Here is a 21,457-nt window from a genome sequence, read left to right on the forward strand (position 1 = left end):
TTTAGAGTTAGCAGCAGCCTCCACCCGGTGTGCAGCAAGCTTCCGCAGGTGCTGCCAGGTTTACTAATTGTACTTTGGGTTTTTCCGCAACCGCAGGTGTGCAACATTCTTCTCCCTTATCATCCGTACCGCAACTACCACCACGGCCTATCGCTTTACATTGTACCGCATCAGGGCGTAAATCAACCGTTAAAGCATTTCCGTCCACGATCATTTCGTTAGGGAACATTTGGCGGGTATCAAACTCGGAATTACCAAACTCGATCTTTACCGTACCGTTCGGATTAAGGGGTAACATTTTTTCTACAACATCAACGATAGACAAAGCTTTGCCAACTTTCATCGAGCGTTCCTGCTGTTCTGCGTTTTCCGGCACCCAAAGTTGCACAATGATCTCTGTCCAGGCATTCATGACTCCGCCGCAGTCTACGGAGGTGATAGGCGCTTGTTTGATCTCAGTGATATGGTAAGCGGCATCAACCAATTTACCTTCCGCGTATTGAAATTGCAGGTCAAGATCGGGATGCTGTAATAAGGTGTCTTTAAAGGTTTTCCAGTTGATCGATTCTACTTTATTCATGGCTTTCTATTTATTATATTGTAATATTACGATGGATTAATTCAAATTTTTTTTAACAGCAGGTCGCCTTCAAATCATAAGCCGCAAAGAAGCCGCCCATTTGTTCTTTTAGCTCGTTCCAAACCGGAGGATTAATGCAATAGCAAACACTAACGCCTTCAATGGTGCCCTGTATCAAACCGGCATTTTTCAGTTCTTTCAAATGCTGTGATATGGTCGGCTGAGCCAAACCCAATTCATCCACAAGGTCGCCGCAGATACAAGTATTCGATTTGATGATTTCCTGTAAGATAGCGATACGTGCAGGATGTGCGATTGCTTTCAGCATCACAGCTAACCTGTTCTGCTCGTCGGTGAATATCTCTGTTTTTGTTAAGCCCATACTATATATTGCAATATTGCGATTAATATTCGATATATCCAAACTATTCTTATTTCCATTTAATAAAGCCATAAGAAATTAAATTACGTAATTTATATATGCTTTTGAAACATTCGTTCAGATCTGCTTTGATGTTGCTTTTCATCCTTTTCGGGGTATCGGTCAGTGCGCAAACCAAAAAGGTCAAAGCCACAGACTATATCAAGCTGTCACAAAATTTCCTGTATGCTGCCAAAACAGGAGATAGTACCGCAGCATTTATTGATACTTTAAAAAATTCAGATCCAAATATTTTAGCGGAGCAGTTGAACAATGATCATAAAAAACTGGCATTCTGGTTAAACCTGTATAACGGTTTTACACAAGTAATCTTAAAGAAAGATCCGGATCAGTATAAAACGCGCGGGTCCTTTTTTTCCAGTAAACAAATCTATATCGCCGGTCAGGAATTAAGTCTTGACCTGATCGAGCATGGGATATTACGCCATAGCAAGGTGAAATGGAGCGAGGGTTACCTGGGTAAACTTTTCCCTTCGGGGTTTGAAAAAAAGTTTCGGGTTGCAAAACTGGATTACCGGATTCATTTCGCTTTAAACTGCGGGGCTAAAAGCTGTCCGCCAATCGCTTTTTATGAGCCGGAACAAATCGACAAACAACTGAATGTTGCGGTTAAAACCTATTTAAAAGGCGAGGTAACTTATAGTAAAGCGGCTAATACCGTGGAGGTGCCTGCATTGATGGGCTGGTTCCGTCACGATTTTGGTGGTAAAAAAGGTATGCTGGAGATCTTAATCAACAATAAGATCATCCCGGAAGGAACTAAACCAACTATCCATTTTAAAAAGTACGACTGGAGTTTATATTTGAATAATTACAAATCTGAAAACAATGGCTGATCATTATTACAACGCTGAAGACCTCGGCAAATTTGGGAATATAGGAGATTATCAGAAAGAAATGGCCGACAAATTCTTTTCCTATTATGGGGAAGTATTTAAAGACGGCGCACTAACTGCTAAAGAAAAATCGTTGATCGCTTTGGCGGTAGCCCATGCTGTTCAATGTCCCTATTGTATTGATGCTTACAGCAGCGATGCCTATGAGAAGGGTTTTAGCGAAGCGCAAATGATGGAAGCGGTGCATGTAGCCTCGGCCATTAAGGGAGGCGCAGTACTGGTACACGGTGTACAGATGATGAACAAGGTGAAAGAAATCAGCATGTAATGATCAAATCCTTAAAAGTCCTGCAAAACCCTTTAGCTAATAGTTCTTATCAGCTGGATATTCTGGAACATAACCCCGCGCATAAGCATGCTTCGTTCAAAGATAAAGTTGCTGCAACCGGTATGTTCCCACTGTTAGCCGGTGGTGTAGAAATTTTCCAGGTGAACATGGGTAAGATGTGTAACCAGGTATGCAAGCACTGCCATGTGGATGCCGGGCCGGATCGCAAGGAGATCATGACGCGGGAGACGATGCAACTTTGTTTAAATGTTTTAGCTAATTCGCCTATTAAAATTGTTGACCTGACAGGCGGCGCACCCGAATTAAATCCTGATTTCAAGTGGTTTGTGGAGCAGATCAAAGCATTGGGGAAACATATTATTGTCCGTTGTAACCTTACCATTATATTGGCCAATAAGCGTTTTCATGATCTTCCGGAGTTCTTCAAGCTCCATCAGATAGAAGTGGTTTCTTCACTACCCAGCTTCACCCAGGACAGAACGGATAAGCAACGTGGGAACGGTGTGTTTGAAGATTCTATTAAGGCGCTTCAAATGTTAAATGCAGTTGGATACGGAATGCAAGATACCGGCCTAACGTTAAATTTGGTTTATAACCCGGCAGGTGCTTTTCTGCCACCATCGCAGGATGCGCTTGAAAAAGAATATAAGTTCGAGCTAATGAAGAAATACAACATTAGTTTCAATAGCCTTTTTGCCATAACCAATATGCCCATCAGCAGGTATCTGGATTACTTATTGACGACCGGTAATTACGATAAATACATGGATAAGCTTATTGCGGCTTTTAATCCCGCGGCAGTGGCCAATGTGATGTGCCGCAATACCATTTCGGTAGGCTGGGACGGATACTTATATGACTGTGATTTTAACCAAATGTTAGACCTGAAAGTTACCCCAGCAACTTCGCAACATTTGGCAGATTTTGATTTGAATTTATTACAAAACCGGGAGATCATTTTAAAACAACATTGCTACGGCTGTACAGCGGGTGCGGGTTCCAGTTGCGGAGGTGCAGTTGCAGAGTAGTTATGGATGATATTACGCCATTAAATACAGCTCTCATCATATTTGTACGTCACCCCGAACTGGGTAAAGTTAAAACCCGGCTTGGAAAGGTTATTGGCGATGAAAAAGCGTTGTCTGTTTACAATTTATTATTAGGCCATACCCGGCAGATCACGATTCCATTAAACTGCCGGAAATTTATCTATTACACCGACCAGGTTATTGAACACGATATCTGGACTTTCCCCGGCTATACGAAAAGGCAGCAGTTTGGAGAGGACTTAGGCGCAAGGATGTCCAACGCGTTCAAAGAATTATTTGACCAGGGTTTTGAAAGGGTGATGATCATCGGTAGTGATTGCTATCAATTACAGACACACGTATTGGAGCAAGGGATAGACGCGCTGAATGATAACGATGTGGTTGTTGGGCCTACTTTTGATGGCGGCTATTACCTGTTGGGTTGCAACCATTATATTCCTGAATTGTTCACGCATAAGGACTGGAGTACGGATCAGGTCGCTACCCAGACGATTTCGACAATAAGCCAATTGAAACTAAACCATAGCTTACTTGAAAAATTGCATGATGTCGATGAACCTGCCGATCTGGAATTGAACGGAATATTCCTTTAGCGGTAGTTCAGCATTTCTTTATACTTCACAACCATGCTCTCCTGGCTGGCTCCCTTTTGATACATTTTGACGATAGTGTAGTTAGCTTTTTGAACCGTAAGCCAGCCATTGGAATCATACTTCCGGGCGGAAATCAATACGGGCTTCTTGATGATTTTGTACTTACCCTGTTTTCGGGCGCGGGCGCAAAACTCAAACTCTTCCATAATTTTCATGTTGCCGTCAAAACCGCCAGTCTGTTGAAACAGATCTTTAGAGATAAACAAGGTTTGATCCCCACCCATACCGCCGAACGTATCCAGCCGGCTCAGCATAGCATTTAACTTGAGCAGCCAGCTTTTGCTATCATAAGTAGAAAGATACCTGCCCAGATCATATCCGGCTTTTACCGCGTTCGCAATGTCTGTTACGTAAGTCTCTGGCGGTAAGGTGTCTGCGTGAACGAAGTAAAGAAAGTCGCCCTTAGCCAGCGAAGCGCCAAAATTCATTTGTGCTGCACGGCCTTTTTGAGGGCTAATAACGCCCTTTGCGCCGGAACTATTTGCCATTAACAGAGTATGATCACTGCTGCCGCCATCTACAACTATGATCTCTGCCAAACTACCTTTACCAAAGCGCGTTAGGTAGTCCACCAGTTTGCCGATATGTTCAGCTTCATTAAAAACAGGAATGATAATGCTTATCTTCATCGTTTAATTCACGCATCTAATCGGTTAAAATGTACGTATATCAATCAGTGCACGTTAAAGTTAATTAAAGTCATGACAATTAAAATTCTATATACGATTGCCTTTTGCTTGCTGTTATCAGTAAGTTTAAAAGCCCAACAGGTTAAACTCATTTCGGTTTCCCAATTAGAAAGCCGGATGAAACAGGGGAAAGACACCACTTACTTGGTCAACTTTTGGGCAACGTGGTGCAAACCATGCGTAAAAGAACTGCCCGAGTTTGAAAAATTTAAGGCATCGGTAAAGGGCAAGCCTGTTAAAGTGATCCTAATCAGCACGGACTTGAAATCTAAACTGGAAAGTGGCGTACAACCCTTTGTTAAAACGCATCAATTAACCGGCGAAATTTACCTGCTGAACGAAGCACCAAATTCATATACTGAAAAAATAAGCCCTGACTGGTCCGGCGCATTACCGGGAACCTTAATTGTAAAGAACGGCAAAAAAAGGTTTCACGAAGCGGCTTATACTTATGATGAACTGGCTACGGCTGTTAAGCAGGTTGATTAAGCCAGTCGAGCGTTTTGCTTACACCTTCACGTAAAGGCATTATTGTGTAGCCTATTTCCTGTTCTGCTTTTTGAGAGCTAACGATCCAATGTTTGTTGTACTTGCGTACAAACGGGGGTGTGATCATCGGTTGTTTTCCAAACAATTGAGCCATCATCACCTGTACACGCGACAGGAACAGCATCACCGGCAAGGGAACATTGTACATCTTTCTTTTTACCCCGGTTAACTCGTCTACCAATCCGAAAAAGTCATTGTAGGTGGCATTAACGCCACCCAATAAATAACGCTCACCTGGCTTTGCTTTTTCCATCGCGGCTATCAGCCCGTTTATCGTATCATCTATGTAAACGTAATTGCCAATGCTTTTGCCGTTGCAGGGTTTGATCTTCCATTGCCCGTTAATATACATTTTCATCAAACGGGTAAATCCGTTACTCTCGGTTAATATGCCTGGGCCATAAACGCGGCTGGGGTTAACAATCACACCCCGGATACCTTTAGCTATATAGCTTTTCAGAAGCTTTTCGGCTTCCACCTTGCTTTGCTCATACAAGGTTTCCAGTTTTGGGTTGGCGTTCGTGCCTTCACATACTGGTTTGCCATCTACAGAATCTCCTACAACTCCGGCAGTTGAGGTAAATAAAACGTCTTTAATGCCCGATGCAAGGCAAGCGTCCAAAACGTTTCGCAGCCCGCTCACATTAATCATGTGGAAGCTTTGCGCGTCTTTATGCCATACGGATGCCAAAGCAGCGAGATGATAAACCTGTTGGCAACCCTTCATGGCAGTTAACAGAGATGGCGGATTTAAAATATCACCCTCAAATAGGGTTATATTTGGGTGCTTCAACAACAACCTGCCTTTCTCCTCATCACGTACCAGGGCATGTATGGTGTGCCCGTCGGCAGCCAGTCGTAAAGCCAGTTTCTGCCCTATATAACCGGTTACACCTGTGATAAATATCTTCATTAACAGTTTAAATTAGCAACAACCACCGCCGTCATAAAACCAGGTGGAGTTTGATATAAAAATGTCATTACGATTCAACGCTGCCAGGTTTCCCGCTGTTTTATCGCACACGGCCAAAGGTTGATTAGGCATTAAAATATGTCCTTTTTCATCATCGAAATATTCGTTTTCGCCATAATAAATAGCGGCTTTGCCGGTGAACACGCATGGGCCGTCAGCAGGCATAGGGTCTTTAATGGCGCAAACCTCTACACTCTCAATGTATAGTAACTCATCAGTAGGGTACTGTCCTGGAGCCAAAATACGATACGGCCTTTTAGCCCTTATCTCAATCGTACCGAAGCCAATATCGGTGATACTCTTAATATAATCACTTAATGATAGGGAGCCGGTCAGGCATAAGGCCCTTAACCTGTCATCGCTGCGTAACGCCTCGTTCATCGGCTGGTCGCAAACCGGATCAGACATCACCAAACGTCCGCCGGGCTTTAACACGCGGTATATTTCGGTTAAGGCTTGTTTCAAATCGTTTTCCTTAAAGATATTGAACAGGCAATTCTGCCCTGCTATGTCTATAGAGTTATCCGCTACAGGTAACTCCAAGGCAGAGCCCTTACGGAGATCGATAAATTCCTTTTTGAACCAGGGATTCAATTTTTCTGCTTCAATCAAATTATCTGCACAGCTTTGCAACATTTCATCCACAATATCCACGCCTATCACACCTTGAATATTCCGGTTGAAGTAGGAAAATTGCAAAAGCTCCATACCACCGCCAACACCAACATAAAGTATAGTTGGATCGTTAGCGAGATCGTTGGCACTTACGATGGAGCCGCAACCGTAATTCATTTCCTGCATGATCTTAGGTATCTCCAGCCCCGGAAACGCGTTCATTGGCGTTGTGGTGCAGCAAAGGCCAACATCAGGTTTTAATGCAGCACCGCGATATACATTTACAGTTTCTTCAAGATAGTTATCCATAGTTCTTTGGTTATAGAAAACATACGTTATTCGATGGCAGATAGCTTTTGAGCCTATCGAATAAAAAACGTTTTTTGGTTATTAAAACCTAATATCAGAATTTCATCGTAATTTAATAGGAAAAGGAATTCTTGAAACAGACTTCTATCGACTTAACGGTAAGTTCCAAGCTATGAATAATGTATTACAGCCATTAGCAATAGGTCTGCTCTTTGTATTAACTTACATTGCGGAGCATATTTTTCCGGAACAAAAAGGAATTTTAAAGAAGAGACATGATCTCATCAATATCGCCATTGGTATCATCAATTTGATATTTTCATTTATTACCGGCTATGGTTTGCAGAAGCTCATGAATTACGCTGCGGGACAGCATTTAGGGCTGGTTCCTTTTTCAAAAATCCCTGCATTCCTATCAATGCTTATTCAAATCCTCTTAATCGATTTTTTCGTCTATTGGTGGCATCGGATCAACCATAAAATACCAATGCTTTGGAAATTTCACAAGTTTCATCATGAAGATGAAAGTATGAATTCAACAACAGCAGTCCGATTCCATACAGTAGAATTATTTTTTTCCGTATTAGCAAAGGCGGTCTTTCTGGTGCTGATGGGCATTACAGTTACGGGATTGATAGCTTATGGCATTTTGTTTTTCCCGGTTGTTTTGCTCGTTCATTCGAATATCTGTATCAACACTAAGTTGGACTATAAGCTAAGAAAATTGATTGTAAGCCCCCTAATGCACCGGATACATCATTCTAAAATAATCTCAGAAACCAATTCCAATTACGGTTCGATTTTCCCTTTTTGGGATTGGATTTTTAAGAGCTACCGAAAAAAGTCAATAGGGATAATTAAGTTTGGGATATAATATTAAATAAAGTATTATATCCCTATGTATGATTTAAACATCTTTTTTAACCAACCAATCGCCTCAAATCTTTTAGAAAATGGTTCGAGATTATTCCCCTACGGGCTACCAACCCTCTTTACAAAGCGTAAAGAGGGTTTTTGCTTTTTTGAGTTAATTAAAAAGCGCCATGATTGCGTTTAAACGCACATTTTTAGTTCGATTCCCCTAAGGTTATCCTTAGGGGAAGATAATATAAACTCTGATGGATTAGGGATTTAACTGATTAGAAATGAGCAATGTATAACTCTTATAAAAGAGTTCGATGTTAATTGACATCATTATTTTTCGTTAAAATATTTTTTAATTGCAAGGTCGGCAAGTAAATACAAGAAGTTCAATATTTCCTTTGCCTGTTCTTCAGTAGCCGTTATTCCATTTTCCTTTAAAATCTTAATTACTTTTTCGTTGCTAATGCGTCTTTTATTCTGATGTGGATAATCGCCCATATTGGATATTTCTAATTTTCCTGTGGATTAATACTGTGAAAGCAAGTTAAATTATTGCTAACCCATTTGCTGTGGACTTTCCCTTGGGGTTTTTAAAAGATCAAATTAACCAGCTAAACGCGTCAAATCACCTATAAAGAGTTCGAGATTTTCCCCTCAAGGCTATAAAATAGTTAACTACCTTATTATTAGGTATATATTTATTTAGGTAAATGAGTTTAAATATTGACGTTTTGTAAAAAAACAGTTCCGATATCATCGCTTACCTAGTTAATTCCATTCAGCACAGCTATGTTTTTATAGAGATCATCCTCTATGGGCAATTCAGTACTATCATTGAAAGGGTCTTGTTCCGTCCTGATTTATTTTTAAGTTGGCGGCATATTCGAGATAGTTCTTAAACAGTAAAAAAACAAATAGTTACCGTTTGCTTAAATTTAGACGGTACAATGATCTTGTAACAAATACTAAATTCTTAACAGATACTGTTTACCGAGTTTAAGACGGTAAATAGAAATAACACCCGCTAGTCATCAAACCGCGCAGTTCGTAGTCTTCCCTTGCTAAGTAAACGTAATCGGCCCAGCATTTTTAGGCATGAAGGATTAACGCAGATCGTGGTGTTTAATGGATTGCGTTTATTGGTTATCAGAATAGGCGGAAGTAAATAGTAATGTATATTTACAGCGTCATGGTCAAACAGATAACGATCAATAAATTCCTGGAGCTCAAAGACAAAATTGCGCTAATAGATGTGCGCACACCTGCGGAACACGAACATGGCCATGTGCCCGGTGCGTTTAACCTCCCTTTGTTCAGTAACGAAGAAAGGGTAAAGGTAGGAACGACTTATAAACAGGTCGGCCGCGAGGAAGCGATCCTGTTAGGATTTGACCTGACTGGCTCCAAATGGTCCGGGTTCATTAAAGAAGCTTTGATCATTGCACCTGACAAAAGAATAGGTGTTCATTGCTGGCGCGGCGGGATGCGCAGCGGGGCGATGGCCTGGGCGCTCGACCTTTATGGCTTTGAGGTGTATGTCATACAAGGGGGCTATAAAAAATACCGGGGGTGGGTACATCAGCAGTTCGAGCACCCATATAAGCTTCAGATACTGGGCGGGATGACCGGTTCGGGCAAAACGCGCATATTACAGCAACTTAAAAAAATGAGGGAGCAGGTCATTGATCTGGAAGACCTGGCCCAGCACCAGGGCTCATCTTACGGCAGTATGAATAAAATGGTACAACCCACCCAGGAACAGTTTGAGAATAACCTGGCTGAACAGTTAAAAAACACAGGGCCGCAAAAAAAGGTATGGGTGGAAGATGAAAGCCTGACCATCGGCAAACGTTCCATACCTAACACCTTCTGGCACCAGATGCGGAATGCAGCGATGATAGATATTAAGGTAGCGTTACAGCAACGCGTTAACGCATTAGCCGCTGAATACGGTTCTTTAGATAAGCATTTCTTGATGGAATCTACGGAACGCATCCGTAAAAGGCTTGGGCCTGAACAAACCAAATATGCTATTGAAGCCATCATGGAGGGGCGAATGAGGGATTTCGTAAAGATCGTTTTGGTCTATTATGATAAAACATACCGGACAGGTTTAAGTAAGCGAAATGCCGCACAGGTGTTTTCACTGGAGCTAAACGATACCGACATCGCAACCCAAGCCCGTCACCTATTAAATTTTACCGCCAATACTGTTATTTACTAATGGATCAAACAATAAAACTAACCCAATACTCCCACGGCTCGGGTTGCGGCTGTAAGATCAGCCCGGCTGTTCTCGATAAGATACTGCACAGCCCGATACCTGCAATTCCGAATAAAAAGCTATTAGTAGGCAATGATAAACGCGATGACGCGGCGGTTTTAGACTTGGGTAACGGCACCGCCCTGATCTCTACGACCGACTTTTTCATGCCGATAGTGGATGATGCCTATGATTTTGGGCGTATAGCCTCGGCTAATGCCATCAGTGACGTTTACGCGATGGGTGGTAAGCCTGTATTGGCTATCGCTATTTTAGGCTGGCCGATTGATAAATTACCCCCCGAAGTCGCCCAAAAAGTACTGGAGGGTTCACGGGCCATTTGCGCCGAAGCAGGTATCACGCTGGCCGGGGGCCATAGTATTGATTGCCCCGAGCCGGTATTTGGTTTGGCAGTGAATGGTATGGTCAATATCCGGCATCTTAAACAAAATTCGACCGCGACCGCCGGTTGCCGTTTATATCTCACCAAAGCTTTAGGCGTGGGTATCTTGTCCACCGCTCAAAAAAAAGGTGTATTGTTACCGGAAGATGCGGCCATTGCTTTAAAAAGTATGACCACGTTAAATAAGCTGGGCGAAGTGTTCGGGCAGATGGCTGATGTAAAAGCCATGACAGACGTAACCGGGTTTGGATTATTTGGACACCTCTCAGAAATGTGCGAGGGGAGCGGTTTATCGGCCGTTATTGAATATGACAAAGTGCCTGTGATCCCATCGCTAAACGGGTATTTAGAACAAAAATGCTATCCCGGAGGTACCGGGCGCAACTGGAACAGCTACGGACATAAGATCGGGCCGATTACCGAAGAACAGAAATATATCCTGGCCGACCCGCAAACAAGTGGCGGCCTGCTGGTAGCCGTTGCGAAAGAAGGTGTTGCGACATTTGAAGCAACTCTAAAAGGCCTCGGACACAATTTAGCACCTATCGGTTGGTTAAAGAATCCAGATAACGATGCGCTGATAACGGTGATTTAAAGCATTAGTTGATGCTTGCTTTTTAAAGCTACAGAACAGGAAGTTTTGTTTGGTTTGAAAGGGGGTGATATGATCTTCATGGATACACCTGATCTTTTTAAAACCTTTTTGAAGCTGGGAGTTCAATTGATTTTCTGTATATTGTTTAATAGGCAGGCCACTGCATTTTTCGGGGCCATTCTCTGAGAATGTACCTATAACCATATAGCGATTGATCGCATCGCCTGCAATTTTTAAGTAGGCGGTTATCTGGCTTTCCTCGGTCAGGAAATGAAAGGCCGCCCGGTCAAGCCATAGGTCAAAATGCCTGTCGGTTTTGAACCCAGTAATATCGCAAACCACCCATTTGACCAATTCACTTCGTTCGTCAAGCCTGTTTTTTGCTTTGTTGATTGCCGCTTCAGAAATATCCAACACGGTAATATCCTGAAAGCCCTATTGTATAAGAAAATCCACCAGGTTGCTGTCACCGTCGCCGATATCAATGATACTGGAACTTTTAGAGAACAAGAACCCGTAGATAAAATCCAGGGATGTTTGAGGAACCGCCTGCGTCCAGCTTACCTGATCCGAAGTTTTATTGGAATAAACATCATCCCAGTGTGCTTTTTTATTACCTTCATACATAAAAATGTGATCTTTATAATAAAGGTCATCATGATTTGAACAAAATGAGCAATAAAATTCGCTTAACCATTTGCTGCCTGTTAATTGGCGGCCTATGGTTTTCATCGGCAAAGGCGCAGACATCCCCGGTAGCTGTACCTTCTGCCCTTAATAACTATCCCTGGACAGAACATGAACTCATGGAACCTGCTTTACTTGCTGCGAACATCAAAGAAAACCCGGCTAAACTGCCGCTGATTCTCAACATAGGCGCAGTCGAAGACATTAAAGGGGCAAAACATATTGGTGCTGCGGATAAAACAGAAAATTTAAAAGCACTGAAAGCAATGGTAACGACTCTGCCTAAAAACGCGGACATCGTCATCTATTGCGGGTGTTGCCCTTTTACCAAATGCCCTAACATCAGGCCTGCTTTCCAGGAATTGAAGAAAATGGGATTTACCCATATTAAATTGTTAAACCTTCCGGTCAACCTGCAAACCAATTGGATCGCTAAAGGTTATCCATTAGCGGTAAACTGATCAAGTCGGCTACCTTTATCTTCGTAATTCAAATGAATAAGTCAGTTCAGTTGGCGTTGTTAATGGCTTAACTTTCCAAAATTTATATATTGGTAAAATGAGAAGAATAAGTTTTTTTGTACTATCATTTATAATGGTTCTAACATTAAGTGCCCTGTCAGACGACCAGAGTTTAATCGGACAGGGACAGCAGCCACAAGTCAGCATGGATAATAAAGGGATTATCAGGGTGGTGTTCGGATCTGCCGACCAGATATTTTGTGCTGTTTCAACCGATCATGGTGCATCTTTCAGCAAGCCCGCACTCGTTGCCAAATTACCCTTAATGCACCTGGGTATGGCAAGGGGCCCGCAACTAACCAGCTCAAAAAACTTTTCGGTGATCACTGCAATGGATAAATCCGGCAATATCTACTGGTATCGTCTTGCTCATGCTACCGGCAAATGGAAAAGTATGGGCGTCATCAACGATCAGCCGGGGTCAGCCCCCGAGGGATTGATGAACATTGCGACTGACGACCAGGACCATTTTTACGCGGCCTGGCTCGACATACGAACCGGAAAGCAGAACCAGATCTATTTTTCTTCTCTATCGGGTAAAGCGATTCACTGGTCTAAAAATGCGATGGTATATCAATCACCCGACCAGCATGTTTGTGAGTGCTGTAAGCCCAGTATAGCAGTACAGGGTTCTTCGGTAGCTATCATGTTCCGAAACTGGCTGAACGGTTCGCGTGACCTTTATGTAACCCGCTCTTCAAACATGGGGCAAACCTTTGCGGCAGCGCAAAAGATGGGCATGGACACCTGGAAACTGAACGGCTGCCCGATGGATGGCGGGGGCCTGCGGATCAGCCCGGCGAGCGCGGTGCAGACGGTATGGCAACGGAAGGGGAATATTTATTATGCAACTCCCGGAGAGCCGGAAACCTACCTGGCCAGGGGAAGAACATGCAGTATTGCCGGAGGTGGAGCGAACCCGCTGATAACATACCAAACAGGTGATACGCTGAATGTGATCGCGTTCCCTCAAAAAACACCAAGGATGATCGGAACCGGCGGCTATGTGAAAGCGGTGCAACTAAGCGCAACCGGCAATCTTTTTGTGTGGGAACAAAAGAATCAGGTCAGGTTCCGAATAATGTAAAAATTAAACCTTGAGGAAATAAGCGTGATTATATTGGTTACCCCAAAGGCAAACGATCTTTTCCGTTTTGTCGGCAAAAAATTCATCATAAGCCAGTTCTGGACCAAGTCGAAAAGAAGGCCAGATAAACGCGACGCATCTACATGGGGGAGATCAGCCATTTCTTTTTGGGTCATCTTATATTTATTGAAAAAAAGGACGACCAATACCGCAATGTCAAGATCTGAGTGGATACATTTCAGGTAGTTCAACAATGATCAAATTATGTATGATTTGCTCATCCGGAGAAGCGTTTGTGAAAATAAAAACTGCATAAGTTCTGTTTGGTTCATTATTTTGATCACCTAACCATTCACCGGAAATTACAGCGTGGACATTGCGCACGCAAGTTCCGCCATCATAGCTGTTTTTTGCGCATCCAGACCATTCGAATATTCGATCATCAGCGTACGGTTAATGATATTTATATAAAAATCTTTCTGGCTAAATTTTTTAACCAAGTCTCTGAAGTGCTGGTCTATCGCGTCATCAGCACATCCCTTGCCTTCTGCAACCACATAAAATTTATTGGTGAAAGCTTTGTCCATTTTAAAATTGATTGATGCGACCACGAAAATATTGATGATCTTATCGATCAATGATTTCCGACGAATAAAAACTTTACCGTAATCTTTCCTCAATATAGCATATGCGCGGACCTGGTAGCTGCTATCGCTTCCTTGCCTGTCATTCCAGTTCATTTTCGATGCCCTACTTTGGCTTTTTGTAAATATTAAAAAGCATCTCCTGAACTGTTTTTGGACCATCAGCATACCGGTCAGGTTGGCTTGCATAGCCAGATATATAAAATTTAAATTCCTGGTTTCCTTGTAGTCAAGAAACTGCGTTTTATACTTATAATTGAGTAATTCATACGTTTGTTTAAGCGTAGCCACCTCTTTAGGCGATATGCCATCCGTATCAAATTGCAGATATTTCCTAATGTAACCCACGATCATCTGATGTATAATATTATTACCATGTGGATTTTGTGCCAGTTAGCGGTAATTATCGGCAAGGGGCACTATCGCATTATTCCGATTAAAAAAAAACCGGCATGATCCCGAACTTGGCCATGCCGGTTCAGAATTTAGTTGATAACTGTACCGTCTTTAACATCGTCGCCAGCTTTGGTAACGATACGGTCTGAGGGAACCAAAGCACCGAAAACTTCTGTAGAATCTTTTCCAGCAAGTCCTTCTTTGATATCGACCAGTTTCGCCTTACCGTTTCTTACCGTGATCACATATTCCCGCTCGGTGGAGCGAACGATTGCGGTATTAGGTACCAGCAAAGACTTGGCACCGGAAAGCATCGGGATCTTTACCTCCGCATACATCCCCGGTTTAAGTTGTCCGCTTTTATTGATAACGTCGATCTCTATTGCTTCGGAACGCATATTGCCCAATGCATTAGCTGAACGGCTGATCTTTGCGGTGTGCTCGGTGCCCGGCATTGCATTGAAGGTGAAAGTAACCGCTTGCTTCAGATCCACTTTATCTACATAATCCTCAGGGATGGCAACTTCTAAACGCAGTTTGCGGGTATCCTGTAGCACCAGCATGGGCTGGTCGGTGCCTTTGCCAGGCGCAACCAACGCGCCCGGCGAAACATTCCGCTGCACGATGGTGCCGTCAAATGGTGCATAAATTTTCAGATAACCCTGCATCGTGCTAACCGATTGCATATTAGATCGCTCTGCATTGGCTATGGCCATATCTGATTTCATTCTGGATACGGCATTGTCAAGGTCAAGCGGCGATACCGAACCGGGTTCAGCTGCGGCTTGCTTCAGGCGGTTATACTTTTCTTTACTGGCATTCGCTGTTTCCTGTGCCTGCAAATAGCGCGAATTCGCCGCCTGCAACTGCGATTCCATTTCAGGAGCTTCCAGTGTCATTAATAATTGGCCTTTACGAACCTGGGAACCCCGGTCAACGAAGATCTGCTTGACAAAACCGTTTGCTTTGGGGAACAGGTTAACCTCGTTATAGGGGTTTAGTTGTCCGGGCAACCTTGCGTAGCTGGATAAAGCTTTTTCGGTGATGGTGCCAGTCTCATATTTTTTGTTGCCGCTTGCTTTCGCTTCGGTCAGGTCTACCGGCTTTTCATTACCGGAGCAGGCTGCTAAAAAACAGGCTGCAGCGCCTAAAATGATTATTTTCGTTTTCATGTGTTTATATCGTTGATGTTTCAATAGCGGTATTTTCTTCCGGCATTAATGACGGTGATTCATAAGTGGTTTTGTCCTGTACCCAGGCAAATACGAGGGGCAGAATAAACAAAGCGGCAAGTGTGGAAGCAAATAAACCGCCTATCACGGCCCGGCCCAGCGGCGCGGTTTGTTCACCTGCCTCGCCCATACCTGATGCCATCGGCACCATACCTGCCATCATGGCAAAACTGGTCATGAGAATTGGCCGCAAACGGATAGCTGCGCTCGTAATAGATGCGCGGGTAGCATCTCTAAATTCCAGGCGTAGCTTTTCACCATTCGTTACGATCAGAATAGCGTTTGCCACGGACACGCCCGTAGACATGATCATCCCCATGTAGGATTGCAGGTTAAGCGTAGAACCGGTCAGCAGTAAAGCGGTTAGCGAACCTAAGATTACCGCCGGAACAGTCGAGAGTACGGTTAAAGAAAGCTTGAATGACTGGTAATTAGCTGCCAGCAGCAGGAAGATCACCAATACTGCAAAGGCTAAACCGCTTTGCAAACTGCCCATGGTTTCGGTTAGCAAACTCGACATCCCTTTCAATTCGGCGACCAAACCTTTTGGCGGTGCGCCCAGCGAGGTCATCGCCTTTTGAACATCGGCGGTAGCGGTGCCCAGATCTTGTTTATAGATATTGGCGCTCACCGTTAAAAAACGGCGCGGACCCGAACGGTCATATTCACCCGGTGAATAGATCACCTTGAAATCGGCCACGTCGGCCAATGTTGGGGTGCTTTGGCCTTTCAGTAGCGGGATCTCTTTCAGTTCGTCCATCGTGTTCATTACATATTCCGGGATCTGCACCTGTACCTGGTAGGTATAGGCAGCTTTTTCATCCAGCCATTGGTTCTTTTCTGTAAAGCGGCTGGAAGATGTACTGGCCGTAACTGAACGTGCGATATCGGTTACATTCAACCCGAATTGCGACACCTTTTGACGGTCGAGCGTAATGGCTACTACGGGTATCCTTAAAGGTTGTACTATCTGCACATCGCGCAGGTAACTGATCTGCTTTAATTTAGCGACCGCTTTATTGGTATACGCCTCAATCTGCGTCATGTCTTTGCCGGCCACCCTGATCTCAATAGGCGTTGCCGCTCCCTGGCTCATAATTTTTTCCGTCATATCGATGGGCTCGAATGTGATGCGCAGATCTGGTAACTGATGGGAGATGTTTTTCCGCAACGCGTCCTTGAGCTCATCCATATTTACTTTGTAATTTTCATCCAGATTCACCTGCAATACCGCCTCATGCGTACCCGTATTGAATATGTACAGGTTACTGGTACCGTAGCTGCTGGGCACGATGCCCACGTAGCCCGAACTGATAGCGATATGATGGTCTACCGTTTTATCGATAATATTGAGCACCTCTTTGAATTTATCTTCCGTGCGTTCCAACCGGGTACCGTCGGGTGCCTTGATACGGATCAGGAATTGCCCGTTGTTCAACTTCGGCATCATGTCTTTCCCGATGACCACAAAACCCACACCGGCCAGCACGATAACCGCCACGATATAGATCGGTACGATCAGTTTCTTATTCGGCATCCAGCGGGTAATGATCCCCATGAACCGCATTTTGACCTTTTCGAAAAAGTCGTTGTCTTCGGGATGATCCTGTTCTTCTTTCAGGTGATTGTTAACCTGTATTTCTTCCTTTTGATTTAAAGATTCGCCTGCATGTGCATGAAGTTCGCCATGTACATAATGCTGGTACTGCTCGGCTTTGATCAGCCAGTTGCTTAATATCGGTACCAGCGTTTGTGCCAAAACATAAGAAACGATCATCGTCAAACCGATGGACATCGATAAGGGCAGGAACATAGCCTTGGGCACGCCATTCATCAGGAAGGATGGAGCAAATACAGCCAGAATACAAAGTAGAATCAGGAGTAGTGGAAACGCTATCTCTTCACAGGCATCATAAATAGCCAGTTTTTTTGATTTTCCCATTTCCAAATGCTGGTGAATGTTCTCAATCGTTACCGTCGCCTGGTCGACGAGGATACCAATGGCCAGTGCCAGCCCGCTCAAGGTCATGATATTGATGGTTTGACCGAACATGCCTAAAAGAAACACGCCCAATAGAATAGATACCGGGATGGTAATTACAACGATTAAACTACTGCGCCAGTCGCGCAGAAACAGCAGCACCATCAGACCGGTCAGTAACGCACCTAAACCGCCTTCAGTTATTAAGCTTTTTACGGCATTGATTACGAAGATAGACTGGTCAAATTCGTAGGATATCTTCACATCGTCGGGCAGCAAACTTTGCATTTCCGGAATCTTACTTTTCAGATTTTGAACTACCGACCATGTTGAGGCATCGGCGGTTTTAACCACCGGGATATAAACAGAGCGTTTACCGTTGATCAACGCATAATCGACTGTCACGTCAGCCGCATCCGCTACACGGGCGACATCTTTCACCAAAACGGAAACCCCGTTTTGGGTTTTGATGGGAATATCACCAAACTCTTCTGACTTTTTTACCAGAGAGTTGATCGTCGTGGTAAACATGGTATTGTTAATACGGAGGTTACCAGATGGCGACATGGCGTTAAATTTAGCCAGCGCCTCTACCACCTGGTCAGGTGTCAGGTCATAACTGCGCATCTTATTAGGATCTACGCTAACGGTGATTGACCGCGAGTTGGCACCAAATGGCGGCGGCGCTGACAGGCCCGGTACTGAAGCGAACATCGGCCGGATACGAGTAGCAGCCATATCGTAAATTTCCTTTAAACTACGGCCGGGAGCGGACAGGACTAATTGTCCAACAGGAAGTGAAGACGCATCATAACGTACCACCTGCGGCGGCAGGGCGCCCGGCGGAAAGAACTTCATGGCACGGTTTACCTGCAAGGCAACCTGCGCCTGGGCTTCGGCCATGTTTACGTTCTCGTAAAAGCTCAGCTTCAGCATCGTTAAACCCTGAATATTCTTACTTGTAATGGTTTTAACGCCATTTACATACAGGAACTGATCCTGCAAACGGGTGGAGAAAAAGCCCTCCATTTGTTGGGGCGACATACCCCCGTAGGATTCAATAACATAGATGGTAGGCAGGTTTAACTGCGGAAAAATATCTATCGGTATTTTTATTGCACTAAGCACTGCAAATATTAAAAGGCTCATGGTGACCACCACCACGGTGATCGGCCTTTTGAGTGCGGATGTGACCATTGACATAGTTAATTAATTTAAAAGGTTTAAAACTGAACTGACCTGGTTACCTGTCACAGCTTTCTGGAACAAAGCGTTAGTGTACGCGGATTTGGCTTGTACATAATCGGTTTCCGCACGGTATAAAATATTTAAAGCGGCATTCAGTTCAATAATGTCGGTCAAGCCGCTTTTATATAGGGATAGCTTTTGCCTGTAACCGGCATTGGCCGCCTTCAACTGGTTAGGAATTTCCTGTAAACGCTGTTTTGCTGTGTTTAATTCCACATCCGCCTGGTTCACATTTAGCGCTAACGCACTCCTTTGTTCATCCAGTTGTTTTCGCGCATAGTCTGTCGCTGCCTTTTGGGTGCGGAGTTTGAGCTGTTTGCGCCGGATGTCAAACAGGTTATAGGAAATACCCACCCCGACCAGGTAATTGTTTCTGTTGAACCCCCAGCCGGTAGAAAGGCTGTTGAAATTATCATTGGCATCAATACTGGAGCCACGGCCCCAAACTGCGGCTTCCAGCAAGATCTTCGGATTGTACTGTTTCCTTACCATGTCTTCGCGATCAAGGCTGCCCTGATAGATCGACTTATAATAGTTGATCAAAGGGTTGTTGGCCGTATCTGCGCTCAGCATTGCAGGTGCTACTGCCTGACGGATCATATGGCTTTCAGCGGCGGTGTCCGGGATAATGCTTTGATAAGGCAGTCCGCTGATGGCTGATAGCTGTAGTTGAACCCTTTTTAACTGGTTGTCCAGCTCGATATAATTCAGTCGTGCTTTGGAAAGCTCGGCTTCGGCGATACTGGTATCAACACCAGGCCGAATCCCGCTTTTGGCAAGTGATTGAATGGAGCGTCTGATCTGCTCATTGCGCTGGATATTCCTGTTTTGAATGGAAAGGAGATCTTGCAGACGCATTAATTGCAGGTAGCTGCCTATAGTATAGGCCTGCAACTGGTATTTAGATTGTGCGAACTTGTTCTGTTCAACATTTATATCTGATTTAGCCACCTTGTTTTGGGCACCATAGGCTCCAAAATTGTAAATCTCCCAGTCGAGGGCTGCAATGCCCAGGTTGGTCAATGCCGCGCTGGTGTTGCTTTCAGTCCTTACGCCGCGTGAATTGGACGGGATGATACCAAAGCCAAAGTAAGGCCCGGCATCATTATTATTGGTGCCTATATCAGCCTGGTAATTCAGTTTGAGGTTGGGGAGCCAGTTGCTGCGGGTTTCTGCAGCCTGGGCCTGCCGGATGGTAATAGCAGCAGAGTCCGTGAGCAGCGAGGGTGCTTTTTCGTTTACCCGGTTTAATAAGTCTTTTAATTTGACCGGCGGATTTGTTTGCTGCGCGTAAGTATGCCCTGCAATAAAAAGGCAAATGACGACAATTAGCTGTCTTTTTGAACTTTGCATATTAATTTTTCGGAAATGAAATAAATGGTGAGTGCCTTTAATATCGGCAATACCTTAAACCAAAAGAATGTAGATTGCGCAAAAGGCCTGGTACGGCACTATTGCAGAAGTGGTATTGATCAGATCCGGATCACGCAAAGTGATAAGTACGAATGGAGGGGAGGAAAAAGCTGGGCGGAAACATTAGCAAAGAACTTGGGCTTAAACCTCCAGAACAGCGAAATAAACAGCAGGATAGTAAAAAAACTTAAAAAGGATCTGATGGAATCCGATACCGCTTTACGCTCTTCGAAGATCGATTTATCAGGCCGCTGGATAATGCTCAGTTGCTTGCCGGCAACAGCGCGGTATTCCAGCTTTCTTTTAAAAATAGAATTATGGGAAAGCGCTGTATGATGGGTGCCCTGAGTAAGACAGGGAATAAAAAAAATGTGGGTGGACGCCATGAAAAAATACACGGCAACAAGCGCGAGCACTAAGATATTCCTGGGAAATGTGGCCTGCTTCTTTTTCACCTTTTAATATTACTATGCAAATATCTTAAAACAATAAAGGTTTTTTTGCAAAATTATTGTTGCAATTGAATTTTATTTGTTGGTATACTTATATAGTAAATACTTGCACGCTTGAACCAATTGCCTGGAAAGGAATGCAAAGTTATAGACCCCGTCAGGTTTGGCCTGGCGATTTAAATTAAATAAACCAAATTACTTATATTTGTTTATGAGGGTACCAGATCGTAAAAAAATGAGTGTGCTGTTGCTGACTACGGCGTACTTATTTATCGTGCTTACCCATATTCTTTTGCTACCTAACCATCACTTGGTTTCAAATAAGTCGCAAGTACGCTACAATTCTATCTTCAAAAGGAAACCGGATAATTTCAGCGCTCAGGCATCCAGTATGATGCACCGTACGGACAAGTCTGTTTTAAATAAAGATCAAAATATGCAGAGCCTATTTGTTCAACTGGCCGGAGTGTTTTTGATCTTGTTTTTAATTCCCCGGACAGGAAGGCAACTAAGGCCACCTACCCCGATACCACATTACCTTTCGGCCACTTTCCCTTTCCGGCTCGCCCTTCGTATTTGATTCTTTTAGTAATAAGCGTTTAACAAACTGTCCATTCCGGTCAAGTT

23 protein-coding genes are annotated in these 21,457 nt (G+C 43.9%); 10 read left to right on the forward strand and 13 right to left on the reverse strand.

Features of this window, described 5'->3' with window-relative positions:
* Positions 1–7: 7 nt before the first annotated feature.
* Together E2R65_RS10730 and E2R65_RS10735 are read right to left on the reverse strand one after the other, a co-directional pair.
* Positions 8–580, reverse strand: coding sequence for a DUF6428 family protein (locus tag E2R65_RS10730; protein WP_134336485.1), 573 nt, complete (start codon positions 578–580; stop codon positions 8–10).
* A gap of 52 nt (positions 581–632) precedes the next feature.
* A complete protein-coding gene (locus E2R65_RS10735) occupies positions 633–962 on the reverse strand; it encodes an ArsR/SmtB family transcription factor (RefSeq protein WP_134336577.1) in 330 nt (109 codons plus the stop codon).
* Positions 963–1,060: 98 nt separating this feature from the next.
* On the opposite strand from E2R65_RS10735, the gene E2R65_RS10740 reads away from it, so the two are divergent.
* From E2R65_RS10740 to E2R65_RS10755, 4 genes are read left to right on the forward strand one after another with little or no spacing between them, the layout of a single operon-like run.
* A complete protein-coding gene (locus E2R65_RS10740) occupies positions 1,061–1,858 on the forward strand; it encodes a DUF547 domain-containing protein (protein ID WP_134336486.1) in 798 nt (265 codons plus the stop codon).
* Positions 1,851–2,186 carry an arsenosugar biosynthesis-associated peroxidase-like protein gene (locus E2R65_RS10745; RefSeq protein ID WP_117383553.1) on the forward strand — a complete coding sequence of 112 codons (336 nt, stop codon included), beginning with the start codon at positions 1,851–1,853 and terminating at the stop codon, positions 2,184–2,186. Before E2R65_RS10740 ends, E2R65_RS10745 begins: the two co-directional genes overlap by 8 nt.
* On the forward strand, positions 2,186–3,235 hold the full coding sequence (gene arsS / locus E2R65_RS10750; RefSeq protein WP_221229895.1) for an arsenosugar biosynthesis radical SAM (seleno)protein ArsS: 1,050 nt from the start codon (positions 2,186–2,188) through the stop codon (positions 3,233–3,235). The genes E2R65_RS10745 and arsS overlap by 1 nt, the downstream gene beginning before the upstream one ends.
* 2 nt (positions 3,236–3,237) lie before the next feature.
* Positions 3,238–3,849, forward strand: a complete 612-nt coding sequence (locus E2R65_RS10755; RefSeq protein ID WP_134336487.1) for a TIGR04282 family arsenosugar biosynthesis glycosyltransferase — start codon at positions 3,238–3,240, stop codon at positions 3,847–3,849.
* Here the strand turns inward: E2R65_RS10755 and E2R65_RS10760 are convergent.
* Positions 3,846–4,538, reverse strand: coding sequence for a TIGR04283 family arsenosugar biosynthesis glycosyltransferase (locus E2R65_RS10760; RefSeq protein WP_134336488.1), 693 nt, complete (start codon positions 4,536–4,538; stop codon positions 3,846–3,848). The genes E2R65_RS10755 and E2R65_RS10760 overlap by 4 nt on opposite strands.
* A 72-nt stretch (positions 4,539–4,610) precedes the next feature.
* On the opposite strand from E2R65_RS10760, the gene E2R65_RS10765 reads away from it, so the two are divergent.
* Positions 4,611–5,087 carry a TlpA disulfide reductase family protein gene (locus E2R65_RS10765; RefSeq protein ID WP_134336489.1) on the forward strand — a complete coding sequence of 159 codons (477 nt, stop codon included), beginning with the start codon at positions 4,611–4,613 and terminating at the stop codon, positions 5,085–5,087.
* On the opposite strand, the gene E2R65_RS10770 is transcribed toward E2R65_RS10765, so the two are convergent.
* Complete coding sequence (locus E2R65_RS10770) at positions 5,071–6,060, reverse strand: NAD-dependent epimerase/dehydratase family protein (protein ID WP_134336490.1); 990 nt, start codon at positions 6,058–6,060, stop codon at positions 5,071–5,073. The two genes, E2R65_RS10765 and E2R65_RS10770, sit on opposite strands and share 17 nt — an antisense overlap.
* Before the next feature lie 12 nt (positions 6,061–6,072).
* Positions 6,073–7,044 carry an arsenosugar biosynthesis arsenite methyltransferase ArsM gene (arsM, locus tag E2R65_RS10775; protein WP_134336491.1) on the reverse strand — a complete coding sequence of 324 codons (972 nt, stop codon included), beginning with the start codon at positions 7,042–7,044 and terminating at the stop codon, positions 6,073–6,075.
* 172 nt (positions 7,045–7,216) lie between these two features.
* Between arsM and E2R65_RS10780 the strand changes: the two genes are divergently transcribed.
* Positions 7,217–7,918, forward strand: coding sequence for a sterol desaturase family protein (locus E2R65_RS10780; protein WP_134336492.1), 702 nt, complete (start codon positions 7,217–7,219; stop codon positions 7,916–7,918).
* 320 nt (positions 7,919–8,238) lie between these two features.
* Here E2R65_RS10780 and E2R65_RS19725 read toward each other — a convergent pair whose 3' ends face one another.
* Positions 8,239–8,406: a hypothetical protein gene (locus E2R65_RS19725; RefSeq protein WP_183500431.1), complete on the reverse strand. Its 168-nt coding sequence runs from the start codon at positions 8,404–8,406 to the stop codon at positions 8,239–8,241.
* Positions 8,407–9,097: 691 nt separating this feature from the next.
* On the opposite strand from E2R65_RS19725, the gene mnmH reads away from it, so the two are divergent.
* Both mnmH and selD read left to right on the forward strand, forming a co-directional pair.
* A complete protein-coding gene (gene mnmH / locus E2R65_RS10785; protein WP_134336493.1) occupies positions 9,098–10,132 on the forward strand; it encodes a tRNA 2-selenouridine(34) synthase MnmH in 1,035 nt (344 codons plus the stop codon).
* Positions 10,132–11,169 (forward strand): selenide, water dikinase SelD, encoded by a 1,038-nt coding sequence (gene selD / locus E2R65_RS10790; RefSeq protein ID WP_134336494.1) that lies wholly within the window; start codon positions 10,132–10,134, stop codon positions 11,167–11,169. The genes mnmH and selD overlap by 1 nt, the downstream gene beginning before the upstream one ends.
* Here the strand turns inward: selD and E2R65_RS10795 are convergent.
* Together E2R65_RS10795 and E2R65_RS19835 are read right to left on the reverse strand one after the other, a co-directional pair.
* Positions 11,128–11,586 (reverse strand): class I SAM-dependent methyltransferase, encoded by a 459-nt coding sequence (locus tag E2R65_RS10795; protein WP_262712257.1) that lies wholly within the window; start codon positions 11,584–11,586, stop codon positions 11,128–11,130. The two genes, selD and E2R65_RS10795, sit on opposite strands and share 42 nt — an antisense overlap.
* Before the next feature lie 18 nt (positions 11,587–11,604).
* Positions 11,605–11,796, reverse strand: coding sequence for a hypothetical protein (locus E2R65_RS19835; RefSeq protein ID WP_229704638.1), 192 nt, complete (start codon positions 11,794–11,796; stop codon positions 11,605–11,607).
* A gap of 44 nt (positions 11,797–11,840) precedes the next feature.
* Between E2R65_RS19835 and E2R65_RS10800 the strand changes: the two genes are divergently transcribed.
* Positions 11,841–12,317: a rhodanese-like domain-containing protein gene (locus tag E2R65_RS10800; RefSeq protein WP_134336495.1), complete on the forward strand. Its 477-nt coding sequence runs from the start codon at positions 11,841–11,843 to the stop codon at positions 12,315–12,317.
* Positions 12,318–12,522: 205 nt separating this feature from the next.
* A complete protein-coding gene (locus E2R65_RS10805) occupies positions 12,523–13,464 on the forward strand; it encodes a hypothetical protein (RefSeq protein ID WP_204986297.1) in 942 nt (313 codons plus the stop codon).
* Positions 13,465–13,826: 362 nt separating this feature from the next.
* On the opposite strand, the gene E2R65_RS10810 is transcribed toward E2R65_RS10805, so the two are convergent.
* From E2R65_RS10810 to E2R65_RS10830, 5 genes are all read right to left on the reverse strand, one after another.
* A complete protein-coding gene (locus E2R65_RS10810; RefSeq protein WP_134336497.1) occupies positions 13,827–14,462 on the reverse strand; it encodes a hypothetical protein in 636 nt (211 codons plus the stop codon).
* 131 nt (positions 14,463–14,593) lie between these two features.
* Positions 14,594–15,676, reverse strand: a complete 1,083-nt coding sequence (locus tag E2R65_RS10815) for an efflux RND transporter periplasmic adaptor subunit (protein ID WP_134336498.1) — start codon at positions 15,674–15,676, stop codon at positions 14,594–14,596.
* A 4-nt stretch (positions 15,677–15,680) separates the two neighbouring features.
* Entirely contained in the window at positions 15,681–18,914 is a 3,234-nt protein-coding gene (locus E2R65_RS10820; RefSeq protein ID WP_308472294.1) for an efflux RND transporter permease subunit, read from the reverse strand.
* A 12-nt stretch (positions 18,915–18,926) separates the two neighbouring features.
* A complete protein-coding gene (locus E2R65_RS10825) occupies positions 18,927–20,318 on the reverse strand; it encodes a TolC family protein (RefSeq protein WP_134336500.1) in 1,392 nt (463 codons plus the stop codon).
* 119 nt (positions 20,319–20,437) lie between these two features.
* Positions 20,438–20,833, reverse strand: a complete 396-nt coding sequence (locus tag E2R65_RS10830; RefSeq protein ID WP_134336501.1) for a hypothetical protein — start codon at positions 20,831–20,833, stop codon at positions 20,438–20,440.
* Between the last annotated feature and the right edge of the window lie 624 nt (positions 20,834–21,457).

The sequence above is a fragment of the Mucilaginibacter phyllosphaerae genome (genome assembly GCF_004378255.1).
Taxonomy (GTDB): domain Bacteria; phylum Bacteroidota; class Bacteroidia; order Sphingobacteriales; family Sphingobacteriaceae; genus Mucilaginibacter; species Mucilaginibacter phyllosphaerae.

What these genes read in the sequence shown, in the direction of transcription:
- E2R65_RS10740 (WP_134336486.1), top strand. Translation starts at nt 1,061, where the DNA reads ATGCTTTTGAAACATTCGTTCAGATCTGCTTTGATGTTGCTTTTCATC.
- E2R65_RS10780 (WP_134336492.1), top strand. Translation starts at nt 7,217, where the DNA reads ATGAATAATGTATTACAGCCATTAGCAATAGGTCTGCTCTTTGTATTA.
- E2R65_RS10760 (WP_134336488.1), bottom strand. Translation starts at nt 4,538, where the DNA reads ATGAAGATAAGCATTATCATTCCTGTTTTTAATGAAGCTGAACATATC.
- E2R65_RS19835 (WP_229704638.1), bottom strand. Translation starts at nt 11,796, where the DNA reads ATGTATGAAGGTAATAAAAAAGCACACTGGGATGATGTTTATTCCAAT.
- E2R65_RS10800 (WP_134336495.1), top strand. Translation starts at nt 11,841, where the DNA reads ATGAGCAATAAAATTCGCTTAACCATTTGCTGCCTGTTAATTGGCGGC.
- E2R65_RS10735 (WP_134336577.1), bottom strand. Translation starts at nt 962, where the DNA reads ATGGGCTTAACAAAAACAGAGATATTCACCGACGAGCAGAACAGGTTA.
- arsM (WP_134336491.1), bottom strand. Translation starts at nt 7,044, where the DNA reads ATGGATAACTATCTTGAAGAAACTGTAAATGTATATCGCGGTGCTGCA.
- E2R65_RS10815 (WP_134336498.1), bottom strand. Translation starts at nt 15,676, where the DNA reads ATGAAAACGAAAATAATCATTTTAGGCGCTGCAGCCTGTTTTTTAGCA.
- selD (WP_134336494.1), top strand. Translation starts at nt 10,132, where the DNA reads ATGGATCAAACAATAAAACTAACCCAATACTCCCACGGCTCGGGTTGC.
- E2R65_RS10755 (WP_134336487.1), top strand. Translation starts at nt 3,238, where the DNA reads ATGGATGATATTACGCCATTAAATACAGCTCTCATCATATTTGTACGT.
- arsS (WP_221229895.1), top strand. Translation starts at nt 2,186, where the DNA reads ATGATCAAATCCTTAAAAGTCCTGCAAAACCCTTTAGCTAATAGTTCT.
- E2R65_RS10730 (WP_134336485.1), bottom strand. Translation starts at nt 580, where the DNA reads ATGAATAAAGTAGAATCGATCAACTGGAAAACCTTTAAAGACACCTTA.
- E2R65_RS10810 (WP_134336497.1), bottom strand. Translation starts at nt 14,462, where the DNA reads ATGATCGTGGGTTACATTAGGAAATATCTGCAATTTGATACGGATGGC.
- E2R65_RS10825 (WP_134336500.1), bottom strand. Translation starts at nt 20,318, where the DNA reads ATGCAAAGTTCAAAAAGACAGCTAATTGTCGTCATTTGCCTTTTTATT.
- E2R65_RS10805 (WP_204986297.1), top strand. Translation starts at nt 12,523, where the DNA reads ATGGATAATAAAGGGATTATCAGGGTGGTGTTCGGATCTGCCGACCAG.
- E2R65_RS10820 (WP_308472294.1), bottom strand. Translation starts at nt 18,914, where the DNA reads ATGGTCACATCCGCACTCAAAAGGCCGATCACCGTGGTGGTGGTCACC.
- mnmH (WP_134336493.1), top strand. Translation starts at nt 9,098, where the DNA reads ATGGTCAAACAGATAACGATCAATAAATTCCTGGAGCTCAAAGACAAA.
- E2R65_RS10770 (WP_134336490.1), bottom strand. Translation starts at nt 6,060, where the DNA reads ATGAAGATATTTATCACAGGTGTAACCGGTTATATAGGGCAGAAACTG.
- E2R65_RS19725 (WP_183500431.1), bottom strand. Translation starts at nt 8,406, where the DNA reads ATGGGCGATTATCCACATCAGAATAAAAGACGCATTAGCAACGAAAAA.
- E2R65_RS10765 (WP_134336489.1), top strand. Translation starts at nt 4,611, where the DNA reads ATGACAATTAAAATTCTATATACGATTGCCTTTTGCTTGCTGTTATCA.
- E2R65_RS10745 (WP_117383553.1), top strand. Translation starts at nt 1,851, where the DNA reads ATGGCTGATCATTATTACAACGCTGAAGACCTCGGCAAATTTGGGAAT.